This is a genomic window from Streptomyces sp. NPDC028907 (assembly GCF_055564995.1).
In genome coordinates, this window is sequence record NZ_JBVHVE010000014.1 from 219830 (window position 1) to 239708 (window position 19879).

General features: G+C 70.6%; 21 protein-coding genes. 8 read left to right on the forward strand and 13 right to left on the reverse strand.

What is annotated here, in order from left to right; genetic code table 11:
- Window positions 1-76 precede the first annotated feature (76 nt).
- Together ACZ4UU_RS35455 and ACZ4UU_RS35460 are read right to left on the reverse strand one after the other, a co-directional pair.
- The gene (locus ACZ4UU_RS35455; protein ID WP_471907546.1) at window positions 77-472 is read right to left on the reverse strand and encodes a DUF3037 domain-containing protein; all 396 of its coding nucleotides are present in this window, start codon (window positions 470-472) and stop codon (window positions 77-79) included.
- Window positions 473-483: 11 nt separating this feature from the next.
- The gene (locus ACZ4UU_RS35460) at window positions 484-1239 is read right to left on the reverse strand and encodes a HipA family kinase (protein WP_471907499.1); all 756 of its coding nucleotides are present in this window, start codon (window positions 1237-1239) and stop codon (window positions 484-486) included.
- A 221-nt stretch (window positions 1240-1460) separates the two neighbouring features.
- Between ACZ4UU_RS35460 and ACZ4UU_RS35465 the strand changes: the two genes are divergently transcribed.
- Entirely contained in the window at window positions 1461-1937 is a 477-nt protein-coding gene (locus tag ACZ4UU_RS35465; RefSeq protein ID WP_471907500.1) for a Rieske (2Fe-2S) protein, read from the forward strand.
- Here the strand turns inward: ACZ4UU_RS35465 and ACZ4UU_RS35470 are convergent.
- Window positions 1924-2571 (reverse strand): cysteine hydrolase family protein, encoded by a 648-nt coding sequence (locus ACZ4UU_RS35470; protein WP_471907501.1) that lies wholly within the window; start codon window positions 2569-2571, stop codon window positions 1924-1926. The genes ACZ4UU_RS35465 and ACZ4UU_RS35470 overlap by 14 nt on opposite strands.
- 162 nt (window positions 2572-2733) lie before the next feature.
- Between ACZ4UU_RS35470 and ACZ4UU_RS35475 the strand changes: the two genes are divergently transcribed.
- The gene (locus ACZ4UU_RS35475; protein ID WP_471907502.1) at window positions 2734-3201 is read left to right on the forward strand and encodes a pyridoxamine 5'-phosphate oxidase family protein; all 468 of its coding nucleotides are present in this window, start codon (window positions 2734-2736) and stop codon (window positions 3199-3201) included.
- 27 nt (window positions 3202-3228) lie between these two features.
- Here ACZ4UU_RS35475 and ACZ4UU_RS35480 read toward each other — a convergent pair whose 3' ends face one another.
- Window positions 3229-4131, reverse strand: coding sequence for a LysR family transcriptional regulator (locus ACZ4UU_RS35480; protein WP_471907503.1), 903 nt, complete (start codon window positions 4129-4131; stop codon window positions 3229-3231).
- 74 nt (window positions 4132-4205) lie between these two features.
- On the opposite strand from ACZ4UU_RS35480, the gene ACZ4UU_RS35485 reads away from it, so the two are divergent.
- On the forward strand, window positions 4206-5153 hold the full coding sequence (locus ACZ4UU_RS35485) for a DMT family transporter (RefSeq protein WP_471907504.1): 948 nt from the start codon (window positions 4206-4208) through the stop codon (window positions 5151-5153).
- 129 nt (window positions 5154-5282) lie between these two features.
- Here the strand turns inward: ACZ4UU_RS35485 and ACZ4UU_RS35490 are convergent, their stop codons facing one another.
- Entirely contained in the window at window positions 5283-6614 is a 1332-nt protein-coding gene (locus ACZ4UU_RS35490) for an aminotransferase class I/II-fold pyridoxal phosphate-dependent enzyme (protein WP_471907505.1), read from the reverse strand.
- A gap of 65 nt (window positions 6615-6679) precedes the next feature.
- On the opposite strand from ACZ4UU_RS35490, the gene ACZ4UU_RS35495 reads away from it, so the two are divergent.
- Together ACZ4UU_RS35495 and ACZ4UU_RS35500 are read left to right on the forward strand one after the other, a co-directional pair.
- On the forward strand, window positions 6680-7363 hold the full coding sequence (locus tag ACZ4UU_RS35495) for a pyridoxamine 5'-phosphate oxidase family protein (RefSeq protein WP_471907506.1): 684 nt from the start codon (window positions 6680-6682) through the stop codon (window positions 7361-7363).
- Window positions 7363-7995, forward strand: coding sequence for an FMN-binding negative transcriptional regulator (locus ACZ4UU_RS35500; RefSeq protein ID WP_471907507.1), 633 nt, complete (start codon window positions 7363-7365; stop codon window positions 7993-7995). The genes ACZ4UU_RS35495 and ACZ4UU_RS35500 overlap by 1 nt, the downstream gene beginning before the upstream one ends.
- Before the next feature lie 83 nt (window positions 7996-8078).
- Here ACZ4UU_RS35500 and ACZ4UU_RS35505 read toward each other — a convergent pair whose 3' ends face one another.
- The 3 genes from ACZ4UU_RS35505 to ACZ4UU_RS35515 form a co-directional block, all read right to left on the reverse strand.
- Window positions 8079-9023: a DMT family transporter gene (locus ACZ4UU_RS35505; protein WP_471907508.1), complete on the reverse strand. Its 945-nt coding sequence runs from the start codon at window positions 9021-9023 to the stop codon at window positions 8079-8081.
- A gap of 174 nt (window positions 9024-9197) precedes the next feature.
- Window positions 9198-10190: an EamA family transporter gene (locus ACZ4UU_RS35510; RefSeq protein WP_471907509.1), complete on the reverse strand. Its 993-nt coding sequence runs from the start codon at window positions 10188-10190 to the stop codon at window positions 9198-9200.
- A 94-nt stretch (window positions 10191-10284) separates the two neighbouring features.
- Window positions 10285-10875 carry a peptidase gene (locus ACZ4UU_RS35515; protein ID WP_471907510.1) on the reverse strand — a complete coding sequence of 197 codons (591 nt, stop codon included), beginning with the start codon at window positions 10873-10875 and terminating at the stop codon, window positions 10285-10287.
- A 259-nt stretch (window positions 10876-11134) separates the two neighbouring features.
- Between ACZ4UU_RS35515 and ACZ4UU_RS35520 the strand changes: the two genes are divergently transcribed.
- Window positions 11135-11569: a type II toxin-antitoxin system Rv0910 family toxin gene (locus ACZ4UU_RS35520; protein ID WP_471907511.1), complete on the forward strand. Its 435-nt coding sequence runs from the start codon at window positions 11135-11137 to the stop codon at window positions 11567-11569.
- 143 nt (window positions 11570-11712) lie between these two features.
- On the opposite strand, the gene ACZ4UU_RS35525 is transcribed toward ACZ4UU_RS35520, so the two are convergent.
- The 4 genes from ACZ4UU_RS35525 to ACZ4UU_RS35540 form a co-directional block, all read right to left on the reverse strand.
- Complete coding sequence (locus ACZ4UU_RS35525) at window positions 11713-12336, reverse strand: PadR family transcriptional regulator (protein ID WP_062723029.1); 624 nt, start codon at window positions 12334-12336, stop codon at window positions 11713-11715.
- A 1076-nt stretch (window positions 12337-13412) separates the two neighbouring features.
- A complete protein-coding gene (locus tag ACZ4UU_RS35530) occupies window positions 13413-14435 on the reverse strand; it encodes a TniB family NTP-binding protein (RefSeq protein WP_471907512.1) in 1023 nt (340 codons plus the stop codon).
- Window positions 14432-16513 carry a transposase gene (locus ACZ4UU_RS35535; protein WP_471907513.1) on the reverse strand — a complete coding sequence of 694 codons (2082 nt, stop codon included), beginning with the start codon at window positions 16511-16513 and terminating at the stop codon, window positions 14432-14434. The genes ACZ4UU_RS35530 and ACZ4UU_RS35535 overlap by 4 nt, the downstream gene beginning before the upstream one ends.
- Entirely contained in the window at window positions 16501-17175 is a 675-nt protein-coding gene (locus tag ACZ4UU_RS35540; RefSeq protein WP_471907514.1) for a TnsA-like heteromeric transposase endonuclease subunit, read from the reverse strand. The genes ACZ4UU_RS35535 and ACZ4UU_RS35540 overlap by 13 nt, the downstream gene beginning before the upstream one ends.
- 236 nt (window positions 17176-17411) lie before the next feature.
- Here ACZ4UU_RS35540 and ACZ4UU_RS35545 point away from each other — a divergent pair, with 236 nt between their 5' ends.
- Together ACZ4UU_RS35545 and ACZ4UU_RS35550 are read left to right on the forward strand one after the other, a co-directional pair.
- Window positions 17412-18062 carry an HAD family hydrolase gene (locus ACZ4UU_RS35545; protein WP_471907515.1) on the forward strand — a complete coding sequence of 217 codons (651 nt, stop codon included), beginning with the start codon at window positions 17412-17414 and terminating at the stop codon, window positions 18060-18062.
- Between the two features lie 107 nt (window positions 18063-18169).
- A complete protein-coding gene (locus ACZ4UU_RS35550) occupies window positions 18170-18979 on the forward strand; it encodes a PhzF family phenazine biosynthesis protein (protein ID WP_471907516.1) in 810 nt (269 codons plus the stop codon).
- 6 nt (window positions 18980-18985) lie between these two features.
- On the opposite strand, the gene ACZ4UU_RS35555 is transcribed toward ACZ4UU_RS35550, so the two are convergent.
- A complete protein-coding gene (locus ACZ4UU_RS35555) occupies window positions 18986-19765 on the reverse strand; it encodes a CPBP family intramembrane glutamic endopeptidase (RefSeq protein ID WP_471907517.1) in 780 nt (259 codons plus the stop codon).
- Between the last annotated feature and the right edge of the window lie 114 nt (window positions 19766-19879).

A 19879-nucleotide genomic window follows, 5' to 3' on the forward strand; every position in this document is an offset into this window, starting at 1 on the left:
GCTAGAAGCCCTGGCACGCGGTGTCAACGGCCACCGCGCGCATGTGATCCATTACCCGTTCCATCAGCCGATCCGTTCACTTCACCAACAGATCGAGCAGCCGCTCCGCCTCGGCCGCCGGATCGGAGGTCAGGCCGGTGTGCACAGGCCCGGGCTGGACGACGGTCGAGCGGGGCGCGATCAGCCAGCGGAAGCGCCGGCCGGGATCGTCGCCCTCGGCCTGCCCGGCCGCCTCGCCGCCCGCGCAGACGCCCTCGACGGCACTGAGCGCGGCGCGCACCCCGGCGACGTCTGCGTCGGGGTCCAGGGCCCGGAGCCTGGTCTCGTCCAGGTGGGTCCGGGCGGCGACGAACGAGCGGGCGCGGCAGTACACGAGCACGCCCGCGTTCAGGCACTCCCCGCGCTCGATACGCGGGACGACCCGCAGCAGCGCGTACTCGAAGACGTCCTGGGTGCGGGAACGGGTCCCCATCGTGCGCTCGCTCACTTGATCCCCTCGATGCGTTCGTGGATGACGGCGGCCCGCGCGACAAGGGGCCGGGCGTACGCCCCGCGCAGCGCGTCCGCCGACGCGAACCCCGGCTCGTCCGCCAGCCAGACCTCCGGGATCTCGGAGGTCACCTCGGCGAGCAGCTCCTCGGTGACGAGCGGCGCCAACTCGGCGGCGGCCGCCCGCACGTCCGGAGCGAAGGAGGCGAGGGCGTGGTCGGAGGCGTCGTACGGACGCGCCGCCGAGGCTTCGGCACCGGGCCAGTTGTGCTGCCAGATCATGGTGGCGCCGTGGTCGATGAGCCACGGTTCTCCCTGCCACATCAGCAGGTTGGGGTTGCGCCAGGACCGGTCGACGTTGTTGACCAGGGCGTCGAACCAGACGATCCGGCCGGCGTCCGCGGCACTCACGTCGAACGCGAGGGGGTCGAAGCCGAGCGCGCCGGAGAGGAAGTCCATGCCGAGGTTGGTTCCGCCGCTGGACTTGAGGAGCTCCTGCACCTCCTGGTCGGGTTCGCCGAGCCCGAGCACGGGGTCGAGCTCCATCGTCACCAGCCGGGGCACCCGGAAGCCCAGCCTGCGCGCGAGTTCGCCGCAGACGACCTCGGCGACCAGTGTCTTGCGGCCCTGTCCGGCGCCGGTGAACTTCATGACGTACGTACCGAAGTCGTCGGCCTCGACGAGCCCCGGCAGCGAACCGCCCTCACGCAGCGGCGTGATGTAGCGGGTCGCGATGACTTCCTTGAGCATCGCCCCAGGTTACTGGCGCACAGGCGGGAGTGAAGGACGGGCGGGGCGGGCGGCGACGGGTTTGCGCCGACAGCGGATCGACAGCTCTGGACAGTGAACCGACAGCTCCGCTTTACCCACCTCTTCACCGGACCGGGTCAGGATTTCGACTGCGTCTGAACAGCCGGTCCCGAAGGACCGTACCTCTCGGCAGATCAAGAATCCGCGGAAGGAACGTCAGCATGACCAGCGAATCAGTTCAGCCGGTGTCGAGTCCGAGCCGCCGCACCGTCGTGGCGGCGGTCGGCGCGGCGGGGCTCGCCGTGGCGCTGACCGCGTGCGGGTCGGACGACGACGCGTCCGGCTCGTCCACCGAACAGGGTGCCCCCGCCGGCGGCGGGGCGAGCACCGAGGCGGGCGGCGGCGGTGGTGGTGCCGCGCTCGCCAAGACCGCCGACATCCCGGAGGGCGGCGGCAAGGTCTTCAGTGACGAGAAGGTGGTGGTCTCCCAGCCGACGGCGGGCGACTACAAGGCCTTCTCGACGATCTGCACCCATCAGCAGTGTCCGATGACGGACCTGCAGGGGGACACCATCACCTGCGCCTGCCACAAGAGCCAGTTCTCCGTGCTGGACGGCAGCGTGAAGAAGGGGCCGGCCACCCAGCCGCTGGCCGCAAAGCAGATCAGCGTGGCGGGCGACTCGATCACGCTCGCCTGACGCGCGGACGCTTGAGGCCGTCCAGTACCTCGTCCGTGGTCGCGACCGTGGCGACCAATGCGAGGGTGTGGCGGATCATCGCCGGGGTGTAGTCGGAGGGCACCCCGGCGACGGCGTCGCGCGGCACGACCACGACGTAACCCCGGTTCACGGCGTCGAAGACCGTGTTGGGGATCGCCACGTTGGCCGAGACGCCGGTGACGATCAGGGTGCGGCAGCCGACGTTGCGCAGCAGGGCGTCGACGTCGGTGCCCTGGATCGGGGACAGGCCGTGCAGACGGCGTACGACGAAGTCCTCCTCGGCGACCTCGATCGGCGCCGCCACGCGGACCGCCTCGCTGCCGGACAGCTGTTGGACGGCAAGCCGTTCGGCGGCGCGGAAGAGGCGGGCGTTGCGGCTCGCCCCGCGTCCGTCGGGGCGGCGTTCGGCGAGGGCGTGGATCACCTGGACGCCGCTCGCGTGGGCGGCGGCGACCAGCCGGGCGATGTTGGCGAGGGCGCCCGAGGAGCGGGCCTCAGCGGCGAGTTCGGGCAGGGCGCTGTTCGCTCCCACGACTCCCTCCTGGCATTCGACGGTGAGCAGGGCGGTGGTCGCGGGGTCGAGGAGTTCGCTGAGTTCGGCGTACGGCGGCATGGTTCCCCCTGTGCCCGACGGCGGCGGCGTGGCGGGCGAGCGTAGCCATGTTCGAGTGAGGACGGAACCACCATTGCCTCTGCGGGGAAGACGACTCATCCTTTTCTGACGTGATGTCAGAGGATCTCTCCTCTGGCACGACGTGAGAGAAGAGGGGGCCGCATGACCGTCACTCAGCGCCGGGGCCGGAAGATCATGATGACGCCCGGGGAGCTGGACGAGTTCCTCACCACCCAGCGCACCTGCCGGGTCGCCACGGTGTCCACCGATGGCTTCCCGCATGTCAGCGCCCTGTGGTTCGCCTGGGACGGCAACTCGCTGTGGTTGTACTCGGTCGTCCGCAGCAAGCGGTGGGCCGATCTGTGCCGCGATCCGCGGGTCGCGATCGTGATCGACACGGGCGAGGAGTACGAGCAGCTGCGCGGCGTGGAGCTGTCCGGCACCGTCGACTTCGTGGGCGAGAGTCCTCGCGTCGGCGAGCTGCGCGCCGAACTCGACGTCCCCGAGACGCTGTTCGCGCGCAAGAACTTCGGCCTCGACGAGATGCCGCACGACGGCCGGCACGCGTGGGTGCGGCTGACGCCGGAGAAGATCGTGTCCTGGGACTTCCGGAAACTGGGAGCGCTGTAGGGGCCGCGCGGCGGGTCGGGGGCGCCCTCAGGAGACGCTCTCCCCCGCTTCCCGCAGCGCCCGCACCGCCGCCCGGATCGACGGGCGGCGGTCCGCGTCGGCACGCCAGACGACGTACACATGCCGCCGCACCCGCTGCTTCAACGGCACGGTCACCACACCCGAGGGCATCGGACGGCGTCCCAGCAGCGGCGCGATGCACACGCCGAGTCCGGCCGCGACCAGCGCCAGTTGGGTGTGCGTCTCGGGGGCGCGATGGCCGAGAAGGGGCTCGATGCCCTTGGAGCGCAGGGTGAACATCAGCCACTCGTGGCAGAACTCGCCCTCGCCCCAGGTGATCCACTCGTCCTCCGCGAACTCGGCGAGATCCACCTCCTCCCGGTCCGCGAGCCGGTGCCCGACCGGCATCGCCACGTCGGCCGGGTCGTCGAGGATGTGCGCCTTGACCAGGCCCTCGGGCAGCGCCATCGGCTTGTTGTACCAGTCGAGGACGACGGCCAGGTCGAAGTCGCCGCGGATCACCCCGGCGATGCCGTTCTCCGGCTCCAGTTCGCAGGAGCGCACGCGCAGGGCGGGGTGCTCGGCACGCAGGGCGGAGAGCGCGGTCGGGAACAGGCCGCGCGCGGCGGTCGGGAACGCCGCGAGCCTCAGTTCGCCGACGACCTTGCCGCGCTGCGCCTCCAGGTCGGACTGGGCCAGTTCGACCTGCGACAGGATGCGTGAGGCGTGCTCGGCGAGCAGCCGCCCCGCGTCCGTGAGCCGTACGCCCCGCCCGTTCTTGGCGAGGAGCTGCTGGCCGACCTCGCGCTCCAGCTTGGACATCTGCTGCGAGACGGCGGACGTCGTGATGTGCAGGCCCTCCGCCGCGCCACTGACCGAGCCGTGCCGGGCGAGGGCGTCGAGGGTGCGCAGGCGTTCCAGGTTCAACATGTAAGCAATGCTACGAGATATCGCGTGCGAAATCTCGATTGTGCTACGAAGTCGTGTGCCGCATCGTTGCTGCCATGACCACCGCCACCGGCTCTCGTGTCCCCGCTCCAGCCACTCCCCGCCCCGACTCCCGCCCTGGCTCTCGCGCACGCCTCGACTGGCGTCTGCGTTTCGCCGCCCTCTCGCTGATCTGGGGTTTCAGCTTCCTGCTGATCAAGGTGGGCACCCATGGTTACGCCCCTTTCCAGGTCACCCTCGGGCGGCTGGTGTTCGGTACGGCGGTACTGGCGGCCGCGATGGCGGTGAAGCGGGAGCGGTTGCCGCGCGGGGCGCGCACGTGGGGGCATCTGACGGTCGCCGCGTTCCTGCTGAACGCGCTGCCGTTCTCGTTGTTCGCGTACGCCGAGCTGACGATTCCCTCCACGCTGGCCGGCATCTGCAACGCGACCTCGCCACTGTGGGGCATGGCCCTGTCCCTGGTCGCGCTCTCGGAGGACCGGCCGACCCGGGTCAGGGTGGCCGGGCTCGGGGTCGGGTTCCTGGGTGTGCTCACGGTGCTCGGGGCGTGGCAGGGCTTTCATGGGCTGGATGCCACGGGGACGGTGATGGCGCTGCTGGCGTCGTTGAGCTATCCGATCGGGTGGATATACGTCCGCCGGACGTTGGCCGGGTCCAGTGAGTCGCATCTGTCGCTCACGGGGGCGCAGTTGTTGTTGGCGACGGGTCAACTGGCCGTTGTCACACCGGTGTTCACGTCCGCGCCCAGCAGCTTTCACGTGGTGCCTCTGCTCGCGGTCGTGGGGTTGGGAGCGCTCGGAACGGGGCTGGCGGTGCTGCTGCAGTACGGGCTGGTCGCCGAGGTGGGGCCGACCACGGCCCAGATGGTCACGTACTTCATTCCGGTCATCGCCACGGCCGCGGGGGTTGTGGTGCTCGGGGAGTCGCTGAGCTGGTCGACGCCGGTTGGTGCGGTGGTCGTTCTTGTGGGGGCGGCGCTTACTCAGGTCAGACGGGGCGCCTGAGGGGACGGGTGCGAGGAGTGTTGGCGTGTGCCGGGCCGCATGTGGCTGGTCGCGCCCACGCGGCGGAGCCGCATATCGACACAGCCCCGCGCCCCCGAACGAAAAGGGGTCGGCTGCACCCATCCCTGTCTAGACGTAACCCCTTTCCGGTGCCAGAGCCACCGCCTTCGCCACCGCATCTGCCAGTGGGGCCACCTCCTCGGCAGCAAGCGTCGCGACGGTGATCCGGATGCCGGGCGGTGCGCTCATGCGGAAGCGGGCCCCCGGAGCCACGGCCCACCCCGCGTGCAGGAGACGGGAGACGGCGCCCGTCTCGTCGGGGACCGGGACCCATACGTTGAGGCCACTGCGGCCGTGGGCGGTGATGCCCCGGTCCGACAGCGCCGCGATCAGAGTGTCCCGGCGGGCGGCGTACGCCGCTGACACGGCCTTCGGGTCAACGGCTCCCTCGGCCCACAGCCGGACCAGGGCCCGCTGGCCGAGGCGGCTGACCCAGCCGGGGCCGAGACGTTGGCGGCCGCGGACCCGGTCGACGGTGACGGGGTCCCCGGTGAACACGGCGAGGCGCAGGTCGGGGCCGTAGGCCTTGGCGGCCGAGCGGACGAACGCCCAGGCACGGGTGGCGCCGGCCAGGGTGTGCAGGGGCAGGTCGACGATGCCGTGGCCGTGGTCGTCCTCGATGAGCAGGACGTCCGGGTGGGCCTTCAGCACGGAACGCAGGGCACGCGCGCGTGCGGCACTCACGACCGCTCCCGTCGGGTTCTGCGCCCGGCCGGTGACGATCAGGGCACGCGCCCCCGCCTCCAGGGCCCGGCACACGTCCTCCGGAAGAGGGCCCTCGTCGTCCACGCCGACCGGGTCCGTCCGCAGCCCGACGGCCGGGACGAGGTCGAGCAGGCTGCCCCAGCCGGGGTCCTCGACGGCGACGGTGTCGCCGGGCTTGAGGTGGGCCGCGAGGACGCGCTCGATCATGTCGAGCGAGCCCGAGGTGACGGCGATCGGCCCGTCCGGAACGCCGTCGGCGTCGAACGCCGCCCGCGCGGCGCGCGCCAGGTCCGGTTCCACGGCCGGGTCCCCGTACATGACCGGATCGCGGTCGTTCTGCTCGGCGGCCGCCGCGAACGCCTGGGCCAGCCGTGGGAGCAGCAGTGGATCCGGGTTGCCGGTCGCCACGTCCCGGACGCCCTCCGGTACGTCCACCCGGATGGACTCGCGCGCGGTCGTGGCCGGCTTGGGCCGTACTCGACTGCCCCGCCGCCCGGCCGTCTCGATGACCCCGCGCTCGCGCAGGATGCGGTAGGCGGCCGCCACGGTGTTGGGGTTCACGCCTAGCTCGACCGCCAACTCCCGCATAGGTGGAAGGAGTTGACCCGGTTCCAGCTCACCGGCACCCACCGCACGCTCGACGCTCGCCGCAATCTCCGCTGCGCGTCGCCCTTCGATCCGATATCCTCCTAGCACAAAGCAGATTATGCACTAGTGCAATGAACAGTGCAAGAGCGCACCAGAACCCAAGGGAGACCGTCATGCAGGGGACCGAGACGTCGACATCGACGGCCGCCGCCTACACGCCGACCGATCGCACCGTCCCCACCCGTTCCCCGAACCGGGCGTCGTACGACAAGGAACTGGTGCACGCGATACTCGACGAGGCCTACGTCTGCCACCTCGGCTTCGTCCGCGACGGCGCGCCGGTCGTGCTGCCCACGCTGTACGGCCGGGTCGGCGAGACGCTCTACGTGCACGGCTCGACGGGCTCGCGCCCGCTGCGGATGACCGGGCAGGCGGACCCGGGGCTTTCGGTGTGTCTGACGGTCACACATGTCGACGCGCTGATCCTGGCCCGCTCGGCGTTCCACCACTCGATCAACTACCGCTCGGTGGTGGTGCACGGCACCGCGTACGACGTGACGGACCCGGAGGAGAAGCGGGTGGCGTTGGACGCGCTGGTCGATCACGTCGTCGCGGGCCGCTCCCGTGACTCGCGGCCCGCCAACAAGAAGGAGCTGGCCGCCACCGCCGTCATCCGCCTCGACCTGAACGAGGTCTCCGCCAAGCTCCGCACCGGCGGCGTCAACGACGAGCCCGAGGACCTGGCCCTTCCCCACTGGGCCGGCGTCGTCCCGCTGCGCAAGGGGTACGACACGCCGGTCGGCGACCCCGACCTGGCCCCCGGCACCGAGCTCCCCGCCTACCTGGGGGCCCTGTGATGCTGATCCACCCCTGGGACGCGCCCCACGACGACGCCGAGTGGCAGCGGTGGCTGGCCGACCACGACTTCGGGCAGCTCGTCGTCAACGGCCTGGACGGCGAACCGCCGCACGTCCAGCCGCTGCACTTCGCGTACGACGGCGAGCGCGGCGAGGCCGTCACCCATCTCGCCCGGCCCAACCCGATGTGGCCCGCGCTGCTGGCGAACCCCGAGGTCGTGCTGAGCGTGGTCGACGACTACGTCTATGTGCCCGGCCCTTGGCAGGCGGACCCTGACGTCCCGTCCGAGCACGGTGTGCCGACCAGCTTCTACGCGGCCGTCCAACTCCGCTGCCGCGCCCATGTCGTGGACGACCCGGCCGAGAAGGCCGAGCTGCTCAACCACCAGGTCGGCCACTTCCAGCCCGAGGGCGGCTCGGTTGAAGTGGCGGTCGGTGAGGCTCCGTTCGGCCGTCTCCTGTCCGGCATTCGAGGCCTCCGCCTCGAAGTCACCGGCGTCCGCGCCAAGTTCAAGTACGCGGGCAAGCGGACGGAGGACGTCCAGGACCGGATCGCGGTGCGGCTGACACAGCGGGCCGGCCCGGGTGACGTCGAGGCGCGCGAGCATCTGCTTCGCCGACGCCCGGCCTGAGCGAAGGGGCTCAGCAGCGCGTTGCGGGTCGTCGACGGCACGCGAGGAGCCCCACACCCGTGGGGTGCGGGGCTCCTCGGGCGTCACGCCGGCAACTGCCTCGCGCCCCGCGCCTCCGCCACGGCCAGCCCTGTGACCGACCCCAGCATCAGCAGGGTGCCCGCCAGGGTCGGGGTCGTCAGGTGTTCGCCGAGGAGGACGACGGCCAGCACCGTCGCGCTGACCGGCTCCAGCAGCATGATCACGGACACGGTGGCCGACCGTACGGCGGCCGCGCCCGCGAAGTAGAGGGCGTACGCGAGAGCCGTGGGGACCGCCGCGATGTACGTCAGGAGCCAGACGAGCCGGACGGGTTCGGTGGTGTGCGGCACGAGGCCTTCGGCGAGAGCGAAGGGCAGCAGGCTCAGGCTGGTGACCGCGAAGGCCCACAGCGACGTACTGGCGGCGTCGGCCCCGCCGTCGCGGCCCCACTTGCGGGTCAGCAGGGTCATCGCGGAGTAAGCGGCCGCCGACACCAGCGCCAGCAGCACACCCCACGGCCGTACGGTCGCGCCCTCGCCGCCGAGTGCCAGCACCGCGAGACCGGTGAGCGCGCCGGCGACGGCCGCTACGCCGCCACGGCCGAGCAGCTCGCCCAGGGCCAGCCGGGCGCCGAGCGCGATGAACACGGGGCCGGCGCCGAGGGTGACGACGGTGCCGACGGCGAGCCCGGTGACGTCGACGGCGGCGAAGTACGCCGTCTGGAACACGGCGAGCCCGATGCCCGTGACCCCGGCCCGCAGCGCCTTGCGGCCGAAGGGCTCGGACACACCCGTGACCCGAAGGCGGCGCGGGCGCAGAAGGTGGACGGCGAGCAGCAGCGCGAAGCCGGCCGCGCAGCGCCAGAAGGACAGGGCGATCGGCCCCATGTCACTGGCCCGGTAGACCAGGGAGGCGGCGGCGCCCGCGGTGCCCCAGGCGGCACCTGCGACGATCAGACAGAGAAGGCCACGCCCGATGGGCAGGCCGGAGACAGCAGCGTTCGACACGAGTTTCTCTCCGCAGACATGCAGAAGTTCTGGAAGGACCGCGGCTCAGCGGGGTCCGTGGACTTCGTCTGCGGGCAGCACCGTTCCGCCCGGCGTGATGCCGGGCGTGTTCCGGAGGGCCCGCCTCAGGCGGCCGGAGGCGGAAGAACGAGCGTCGAAGGCATGTTCGGCACCTTATGCGAGCGTCGAGCGGGTGGACAAATCCCTTTCCGGCCCGCCGCTCGCCACCGGCTCGGGGGAGCCCTTAGCGGGCGCCGACGACTGCGCGATGAAGGCGCCGGCCAGGACGATCGCCCCGCCGACCAGCTGCGGGGCGGAGAGGTGCTCGCCGAGCAGGATCCAGGCGAGGACGGTCGCGATGACCGCTTCGAGGCAGGCGACGACACCGGCGACCTGCGGCGAGAGCCTGCGTACGGAGACGACGCCGGTGACGTAGGCGATGACGGTCGCGACCAGGACGATCCAGGACAGCAACAGGGGCGCCGCGACCGGGGTGCCGTTCATCTGGGCGGTGCCGCCCAGCACGGACCAGTCCATCGTCCAGGGGCGTGCCACGACCGTGAGGACGCCCGCGCCTACCAGGAGGCCGTACGCGATGACGCCCAGCGGGTCGGGGGCGTCGGCGCCGGAGTCGCTGCCCTGGTCGGACAGGACGAAGTAGCCGACCTGGCAGCAGGCGGCGCCGAGCGCGAGAAGCAGGCCGAGCGCGTCGAAGCTCAGCCCCGACCAGACCTCGACGACACAGGCGAGCCCGCCGACCGCGAGGACGACACCGAGCGCGGCGGCGGGCGTGACGGGCCGTCGCTGCACGAACCGCACCCAGCCGAGGACGAGCGCCGGGGCGAGGTACTCGACGAGCAGCGCGACACCGACCGGGATGCGGGATATCGAGGCGAAGTAGAAGGCCTGGACGCCGGCCACGCCGAGCAGTCCGAACCCGGCGAGCAGCGCGGGCCTGCGACGCAGAAGTGCCCGATGGCGCACGGCGAGCGGCAGCATCACGAGAGCCGCGCCCGCCACACGCAGCCACACCACGTGGAGCGGGTCGAGCCCCGCCTCGATCAGCGGCTTGGCCGCGACCCCGGATCCACCGAAGGCGACCGCCGAACCCATCGCCAGACCTAGCCCGACGCCCTTGCCCCGGCCGGCCCCACTGCTCTCAGACATGCGCACGGGCACATGATGACAGGCGATGACATGAGCGTCATCCCCAATGGCACCTGTCTCGCCGAGTGGACAGGGAGGGCGAGGGACGTCGCCCCTAGCGAGCCGTGTCGCCGCCCCCGGCCCCGCCATCGCCGACGCCACCGCCGCCGACGTACTCGTCACGTGGTTCGCCGGTCCGCGCCCGCAGCGCGGTCGTGTCGACGCCGGCCCGGGTGAGCACCTCGACGGCACGCGCCTGCGGGTCCGCCACGATCGCCGCGAGCAGGTCGACGCCGCGGGCCTGCGGGTCACCGCGCCCAGCGGCCCGTCGGGAGGCGTGTTCCATCGCGCTCGCGGCCAGCGGGGAGAAGCCCTCGCCGTCCCTCATCACGGGTACGGCACCGGAGTCCTCGACGGTGCCCTGCCAGCGCAGGCCGTAGCCGATGGTGCGTTGCACGAGGTAGCCGAGGAGACGTGCGATCTGGGGGCCGTCACCGAGGACGGCGTAGACCTCGGGGTCGTGCTCCAGGAGCGAGTGCAGCAGATGGGCCGTGTCGATCTGCCGGTCCCCGTCCCTGACCGCCCGGCGACGGGCACCCGAGACCACCGCTGCCAGCTCGTCGCTGAGCCCGGCATCGTCCGCGGTGGCGGCCGGACGCCGAAAGTCCTGCTCCTGGGCCGACTGCCGGGGAATACGGGGTTGCACATCCCCTACCCCATCAACCACTTCGAGCCGGGTCATCCCCGGGAGGAAGCATTTTCGCGTCCCACACAGAGTGGACTCCGACGGCCGATATCTCCTCCCTACGGAGGAGATCACGCCGAACACCCCCAAGGGGCGCGCGCCGCCTTGCCCTGGACCCTCTGGGCGTCTCCACATTTTCTGACGGTTCATCAGTATTGAATGTTCCAGGCCCCAGGGCTACGTTCCGCGACACCGTAGCCCGAGACGAAGGGGTGGTCGCATGGCCGAAGTCAGCGCGGAGGCACGCATCGAGGCACCGGCCGAGAAGGTCTGGGCACAGCTGACGGACTGGTCGGCGTACGGCCAGTGGAACGCGACCCACACCAGCTTTCCGGGCGGCGGCCCCTCGGCCCTCGAAGTGGGCGGGACCTTCCAGGAGAACATGAAGCTGATGGGCTTCCCGGCCGAGGTCGAGTGGACCATCGAGGAACTTGAGTCGGCGCGGGTACTCGCCATACGCGGCAAGGGGCCGATGGCGGTGACCGTGGCCACGCGTTACACACTGACGCCGGTCGGCGACGGGGGCGCCACGACGGTGCGGATCGACGGGGAGTTCACGGGCGCGGCCGTGTCGCTGATGGCGGGCAAGCTCAAGGACTCGGCCACGGCGGCGCTGAACGAGTCACTGCGCAAGCTGGCGGGCCTGGTGACCTGAGCGCCCTCGGCGCACACCCCTGGCCCCGGCCGGCACTCACCCTGAACACCCTGGCCGCACACGCGGCACACCGCACACGAAGGCGCCCCGCGGTTCAGCCCACGGGGCGCCTTCACTCGGGGCGGACCGGCCGCCGACCTGGCTCAGTCCTCATCGGCGAGGATGAGGTACAGCCTCTTGCGGGCGTCGTTGATGACGGTGAGCGCCTTCTCGCGCTGCTCCTTGCTGCCCGTCTTCCAGACCTGCCCGAAGGCCTCCATCAGACCGAAGCCGGCCTGCCGGATCTCGCCGAGGGCCTCCCAGTCGACACCGCGGGAGGCTTCCTCCCAGGGCGCCTCGGGCCCCGCCTCGGCCGCCTCGCGGCCGGACTCCGTGAGCGAGAACAGCTTCTTGCCGCCTTCGCTCTCGCTGACGATCAGGCCCTCGTCCTCCAGCAGCTGGAGGGTGGGGTACACCGAGCCGGGACTGGGCTTCCACGCCCCGCCACTGCGCTCGGCGATCTCCTGGATCATCTCGTAGCCGTGCATGGGGCGGTCCTTCAGCAGAGCGAGGATCGAGGCACGCACATCACCGCGCCGCGCCCTCCCTCGCGGGCCACCGCCCCGGCCGCCCTTCGGCCCCCAGGGGCCGGGCCCGAATCCAGGCCCACCGAAACCACCCGGCCCGCCCGGACCGAAGGGCCCGAACGCACCGCGAAGGCCCTCGAAACCGCCTCGGCCGTGGTGACCGTGTCCACCATGCCCACGCTCGAATCCATGGGAACGCATCGCAATCACTCCATTCCATCGTTGATCTGTCGCGATGCCTCAACGATATATCGGAACAGCTCGCATAGCAAGACCCGCCGGCGTCCACGCCTGACGCGTGACAGCGATCTTGGGTCAGTTGTCACTGAAGCTGAGTCGACGACGGTTCGTGTCAGCGAAGATGGGCTACTGCTCTGTTTGTGACACCGAACATGGGCCACCTTCCTTTGCCTTCGGTTGTTCAGGCCATCCTCGGGACAGCCGGTAGCACGTGAGTGAGCACCAGCGCCGGTCCCTGCCGTCTGCGTGGCGTTCGAATGGCTTCTGGCATTGTTCGCAGATCAGCGGGTTGAAGAAGGTGGCCGGGTCGTGTCCGTGGGATGCCCATGTGCGGCATCGACGGCTGCACCAGCGTCGATGTGGGTCGGCCGGTGATTTTGTCGCCATTGGGCTTCCGCAGAACGCGCACGTTCCTGAGGGCAGAGGAAGCCCGTAGTCCTCGATCATCCAGCCCCAGCGGGTGACCTGGTCCTTGCACTTCTGTGAGCAGGTGCGTTCGGAGGCCGGGGAGTTCGACGGCAGGGGTTTCTCGCAGGCGTCGCAGATTGGGTGTTCGTCCTGCTCAGAGGCGTTCTTCTTGCGGAGTTGGCGTTCGATGTAGGCCGCTCGGCGGCAGGCGGAGGAACAGTACCGGTAGCGCTGGGCGAACTGGACCTTCATGGGCTGCTGGCAGATCCGGCAGGGTTCCATGAGCTGTGATCTGCGGACTCGGGCAGTGCGGCATCGAGCAGAGCAGTAGTGGGGCAGGTTGCCGTACGACCGGTTGACCTGGAAGGGGGAGTCGCACTCTTTGCACCTGATTGTGTCGAGGGTCTTCCGCAGCTGGCCGGCGTCACGGCCGGTGATGGCAGCGAGCCGTTCCCACGATGTGCCGCCGCGGATTCCGGGCATTCTTGCGAGGAAACGACGCAGGTAGGCGGGCGGGAGGCAGTTGGCGCGGGCGAGACGGACGATGAAGGCGGAGCAGCCTTCACCGGCGATCGGCCGGACCTGGAACGGGAGTCTTGCGACCGGCTCCCCGTTCGTGCCGGGCTGTGTCACGTGCTCGCGTCCGTGTCCGGGCGGCCGGGGCGTTTGCGGTGGGAGGCGATGTCCAGGTCGACGGCCAGGAGACCGGCTTTGGTGATCTTCTCGGTGCCGGTGAGGATGGCGTCGACGGCGGCTCCGCGGAGCTGATGGGACAGCGAGCCGATCATGCCGCTGGTGCGGGTGTGGAGGAAGCGGTCCAGGCGGGACAGGGTGCCGCGTTTGTGCTGGTGAAGGAGAAGGGTGGCTTCCATCTGTGCGACCAGCGCTTTCCATTCCGCGTTGTAGGGGAAGGGGTGGGTGGCGACCGAAGTGAAGCGGGCGGCGATCTGGTCGCCGCGGGTGCCGGACAGCAGACCGCCTTCCTCGATGTCGATGCCCGCGTAGGCGAAGGTCGCGGGGAGGCGCTCGGAGAAGTACTTGAGCGTGTCGGACGCCTCGGCTCCCGTGCGGGTGTGCAGGGAGATGTTGTGGATCTCGTCGACCAGGATGAGGCCGGTGCGGGCCTTGGTGCAGACGCCGACGACGGCTTCGGTGAGGTCGGTGATGTTGGAGGTTCGCAGGACGGGCAGCCCGAGGAAGCGGGCGAACTCGGCGGCGATCATGCGGGGCGTCGCGGCGGGCGGGACCGTGATGTAGATGACCGGTATGCGTTCGTCCTGGCCAGGGTGCCGACGGCGGTCCTGGAGTTCATGGGCCAGGCCGAGCTGGGTCAGAGCGATCGTCTTGCCCGTGTTTGCCGGCCCGGTGACCATCAGGCCGCGGCGGGCACTGACGGCACCGCGGTTGAGGATGACCAGGCGGCGGCCGCAGGTGACGGTGTGCCGGACCGTGGAGGTGGCGACGACCTGCAGGCGAGCGTGATGGCCGAGCCGGTCCTCGTCGTAGTCGTACTTCTCTTCTTTGCTCAGGGAGTCGTACTCGGCCTGCGTCAGCATGGCCATCGCCTCGCTCGTCGTCACCGCGACGAACTCGCGCCATCCGGGCAAAGTTGTCAGGTAGCGGCCGAGATCGTCGTCCGGCGGCGTGCTCACGGTCGTCTCCAGGGGTCCTCAAGCGGATCGAAGAGCCCCAGTGGGATCACTTCGGCCAGCGTCTCCTCGTCCTCCTCCGGCACTTCCGGTGAGGGCTCGTTCTTCGGCTCCGAAGGGGATGGTGCCGCTGCCGTCGGCGGCGCGGTGGCCTTGGTGCGTGCCGCGACACGACGGTCGCCCTTGGCCTGCTTGGTCTTCCCGTCCTTCTTCGGGGCCTGCTGGTCGGGACCGGCGTGGGCGCGGGTCAGCAGGGCCGCGACCGCCTTGGCGAGTTCTTCCTCGGTGGCCTTGGGCAGTTGGTGGCTGACGTGGTCCCAGGCCAGGTCACCGAAGGGGACCGGAGCCCGGTGCAGGTATTTCCAGGTCGCCTGGACCCATTCGCCGTCTCCGCGGTGGTTGCGTACCCAGACACGGGAGACGTCGTAGGGGTCGCGGTGGACCTCCCAGAGTCCGCGTTTGGCGGTGACGCCGGAGTTCCGCCGGCGCATCGGTCCGAGCTCGGGGGCGTCGTAGGTGCGGTTGTTGATGCGGATGCCGTAGGCGTTGACGGCCCGCCAGGCCGCGGGCAGCAGCTCGATGTAGTCCTGGCCGCCGAGCGCGACCGGAACATAGCCGGATGCCTCCACCAGGGCCGCGTACTTCTGGTTCGGCGTGAACAGCTTGCCGGGGTGATCAGGGTCGCGGAGTCCCTCGTGGGGGCGGTTCTGCCAGTGCGCGACGATCCATTCGTCGAGCAAGTCCTGGAGTTCGGGCAGCGACCACAGGTTCTCGCGTTCGGGGTGTCGGCCGCGGTGATCGGTGTTGCGTCCAGTGTGACCTGGCAGGAACTGCGCGAACAGCGTCGCGACGGAGCCCAGCATTTTTTCGATGTGGCCCTTCTCGAAGGGCGCGCCCTTGTGCGTGGGCTGGAAATCGATCTCCAGGAACCGGCAGGAGGCCCGGAAGTTGTGCGAGACGAACACCTTGCCGTGGTCGCAGACGATCATCTCGGGGACGATCACCGGCTTGGCCGCTGCGTGCTCCAGGCGTTCGTCCAGGGACAGCAGACGACGGTGTGGCAGCACCGACCTTGACATCTTCAGCACGTCCACCCAGCCCGGCCGCATCAGCTCCGGAGTGACTGTGCGGGCCAGTAGCACGCTGGCGTCCACCGACTTCGTCGAGGGCCGCAGCACCGCGGCCGACAGCGTCCTGGTCGCGACATCGATCATGCCGGTCAGTTCGACCTTGCCCACGACCCCGTTGTCGAGGCGGACCATCACGTCCATCGGGGTGGAGTCGATCTGCATGACCTCCCCCGGTGCCGTCACCGTCAGCTGCCCGAACGGTGCACCGGCTCCGTGTGCCTGTGAACGCCGGGTGACGGCGGACCCCGTCGTGTGGGTGCCCGAGGTGAGCTTCGCCAGCAGCCGGTAGAGGGTCCGCTGCGTCGGCAGCTCGATCGCCTCGCCGTCGGCCTCGCGGAGAATCTCGCCGGTCCGCCAGATCAGATAGGCCCCGTTGCGGGTCGAGGTGTCAGTGGCCTCGCCGATCGCCTGACGCATCGCGTCGACGACTGCGTCGGGGACCGAGCCGAATTCCCTGCGTTTGCGGACCGGGCGCAGGTCGACCAGGCCCACCAGGCCCTTTTCCTGGTAGCGGCGGCGCCGGTTGCCGACCGTCTTCGCCGCGACGCGGTGGCCGGCGGCGACCAGTTCCTCCGCTTTGACCCGTTCACGGGACGTCATGGACGTTCCCGGCCCGTAGCCGGGCCGCGGAGACGTGCCCGGTTCGGCGTCCGGCGGCAGTCCGTGCACGACCTCAAGGATGTGCTTCTCCCACCACAGAGCCTGTTTCACCGCCTCGGGCGGGAACGTCTCCAGCAGCCCGACCGGCGGCAGCGGCATGCGCTCGGGCTGGAACAGGACCTCGAAGTCCGCCGCCTCGAACAGCTCGATCAAGGCGACCACCCGGTGCGGTGTTTCCGTGTCCTCCAGCACCGCCGCCTGGGCCGTGACCCCGAGAACCGCTCTCACCTGGCCGTCGAACTGGACCCTCTGACCGGCCACAAGTGCCGACGGCCGCTTCAGCCTGCCCATCCGCTTCCTTCCGTCCAGACGAGACTGGTCCTCTCCATCAGCCCGCCCACCAGGTCCGTTCCCAACAAGCCGGACCACAGCAGATGGAAGAGCACCGGCAGCACCTGCAGCCGGTCACCCGCCAGTCCGGCCCCTTCCCACAAGCCCTTCGGCTCACGGAAGACTTCCGCAAGCCGGTCCGCCACCCAGTCGGGCCGGCCGCACCGGGCCCGCCGGTAACGGGCCAGCCAGCGGACATTCGCCATGAACACCGGATCGGGCCGCCCCGCCCACTCGAACTCCCAGCCCACCGCCCGGCAGGCGTCCTCGGTCGCGGCGAAGGCGTCGCGTGTGTCCTCGTCCATCTCGTCCGCGGCACGGACGTCAACGATCCGCCCCCGCCCGTCGGCCAGCCGGACGAAGTAATCGGGAGCATGACGGCGCTTCCTCGTGCCGTCGTGCCAGTGCAGCCAGAACGGCTGCGACGCGATGGCCACCACCTCCGGGGCCCGGTCCAGCAGGACCAGGCGGTCACGCTCCAGCCACGACTCATAGCCCACGTGATCCCGCGTGGTCACCGAGTAGTACCAGCCCGCGAACCCCCGGGCCTCCTTGCGCCAGCTGAACTCGCGTACGGGCTCAACCACCTCGAACTGCGTGTCCCAACATGAACGCAACGGCATACGCCGACGGACCCCGTCAGCCTGGAAGTCCAGCTCAAAAGCTGTCAGCGCAGCCTGATCGAACACACGGGCAGGAGCCCCCACTACATCCCCCACCTGGCATGACTCAAATACGGCCAACTTCGGTGTCACAAACTAGCGTTGGCCCAACTTCGATGACAACTCACCCAACATCGCTGTCACAGGTCAACGCCCTCCGTCGACGCCCACGCCCCCTCCCGTGCTCTACTGCCGCCATGGCGCTCCTGCTGCTGGACCTCGACAACACCCTGGTCGACCGGGACGCGGCGTTCCGCGACGCCGTCGCCGGCTTCCTCGCCGAGCACGGCCTGCCCGCCTCCGACCTCGGCTGGGTGACGGCCACGGACGCCGGCGGCTACACCCCGCGCCGCGAGCTGGCCGAGGCCATGACCGACCGATACGGGTGCGCGGTGCCGGACAGCGCCATCCGCTCGTTGCTCGACACGGGCGTCGCGGACCGCGTCGTCCTGGCGCACTCCACCCGCCGGGCACTGGCACGAGCCCGGGCCGCCGGCTGGACGTGTGTGGTCGTCACCAACGGGCGGGTCGTCCAGCAGGAGGCGAAGATCCGCAACACCGGGCTGGCTCAGCTGGTCCAGGGTTGGGTCGTCTCCGAAGCCGTGGGGCGCAAGAAGCCCGAACCGGAGATCTTCCGGGCGGCAGCCGCGACCGTCGGCGTCCCCCTGACCGGCGCCTGGGTCATCGGTGACTCACCGCACGCCGACATCGCCGGCGCGGACGCGCTCGGCCTGCGGAGCGTGTGGGTGGCGAACGGACGCGACTGGGCCGAGGACTCCTACCGGCCCACCCTGGTCGCCCAGGACGTCGCCTCCGCCGTCGGCCACGCCGTCACCGCGCCACGCTGAGGACTGGCGAGCGCACCCCGTCGGCACCCGTACGCCTCCCGAAATCGGTCCAGCGCCCCCGGATTGGCCTTGGCCGTCCCCTCCCCCGCACCCCTAGCGTCAGCGTCATGCGGATTCGAATCGTCGACGCCTTCACCGACCGTCCCTTCGCCGGAAACCCGGCCGGGGTCCTGCTTCTCGACGACTTCCCGGACGACGGCTGGCTCCAGAACGTGGCCATGGAGGTCAATCACGCCGAGACGGCGTTCGCGCACCGGCTGCCCGAAGGCGGGGAGGCGGACTGGGCGCTGCGGTGGTTCACGCCGGTCGCCGAGGTGGCGATGTGCGGCCACGCCACCCTCGCCACGGCCCATGTGCTGCACAGCGGCGGCGCCCACGAGGGACGCGTGCGGTTCGCCACCCGCAGCGGGGTTCTGGTTGCCACACCCGGCGAGGACGGCTCGATCACGCTGGACTTCCCGACCGCCCCGCTCACGCCCGTCGAGATACCGGCCGGGGTCGCGCAGGCGCTGGGCGCCGAGCCGCTCGTCGCCTTCGACACCGGCCCGAACGTCGGCGACCTGCTCGTCGAACTCGCCGACGAGAAGACCGTCCACGCCCTGTCGCCCGACTTCAGGGCCCTCGGCGCCTACTCCGAGCGCGGCATCATCGCCACCGCCCGCGCCGAGGAGCCCGCGCGGGGCCACGACTTCGTCTCCCGTTGCTTCTTCCCGAACGTCGGCATCGACGAGGACCCGGTCACCGGCAGCGCCCACACCGCCCTCGCCCCCTTCTGGTCCGAGCGCCTCGGCCGGGCCGGCCTCACCGGCCTCCAGGCCTCTCCCCGCTCCGGCCGCGTCCGCACGGAGCTGCGCGGCGACCGCACGCTGCTGAGCGGGCGTGCGGTGACCGTGATCGAGGGGGAGCTGCTCGCCTGAGCCGGCTCACGCCGTCGGGAGCCACCCGACCTTCCCGGCCAGCAGCGCATACCCGACGAATGCCCCTATGTCGAGCAGGGAGTGCGCCACGACCAGTGGGCCGACCCGGCCCCAGCGCCGGTACAGGTACACGAACACCACGCCCATCGCCATGTTGCCGATGAAGCCGCCGATGCCCTGGTAGAGGTGGTACGAGCCGCGCAGTACGGAGCTGGCCACCAGCGCGGTGCCGGGCGTCCAGCCCAACTGGCCCAGCCGGCGCAGCAGATAGCCGACGACGATGACCTCTTCCAGGATGGCGTTCTGCAGGGCGGAGAGGATCAGTACCGGGTACTTCCACCACACGTCGGGCAGCGCCTCGGGCACCACGGTGAGGTTGAAGCCGAGGCCGCGGGCGGCCAGGTAGAAGGCGATTCCGGTGCTGCCGATCACCGCGGCGACGGCCGCTCCCCGGCCGAGGTCCGGCCAGGGCCGGGTGCGGTCGAAGCCGAGGGTGCGCAGGCTCCGGCCCTCGCGCAGCAGGAAGTGCGCGACGAGGGCGACGGGGATCAGGGCTGTGGTGATCCCGAACAGCTGCCACGCGAGATCGAGCCAGGGGCGGCCGGGCGCGGCCGAGGCGTTGAGCGTGGCCGCCTGGTCCTTGAGTCCGCCCGGCTTGGTGACCGAGCCGACAAAGCTGATCAGGGCGGACACGCCGCTCGCACCGAGCGACAGGCCCAGGACGAGCAGCGTCTCGTCACGGAGGATCCGTCGCGAGGGCCGCTCATACGGAAAAGATTCGGCCATGGGGCCTGCCTCGCCCTGCACACCTGCCTCCAGTGAGTTTTTCCGCCTCATCCGCGACAGGGAGGGGCACCACCGTCATGGGACGTCACAGCTTGCCCGATCAGTATGGGCCGG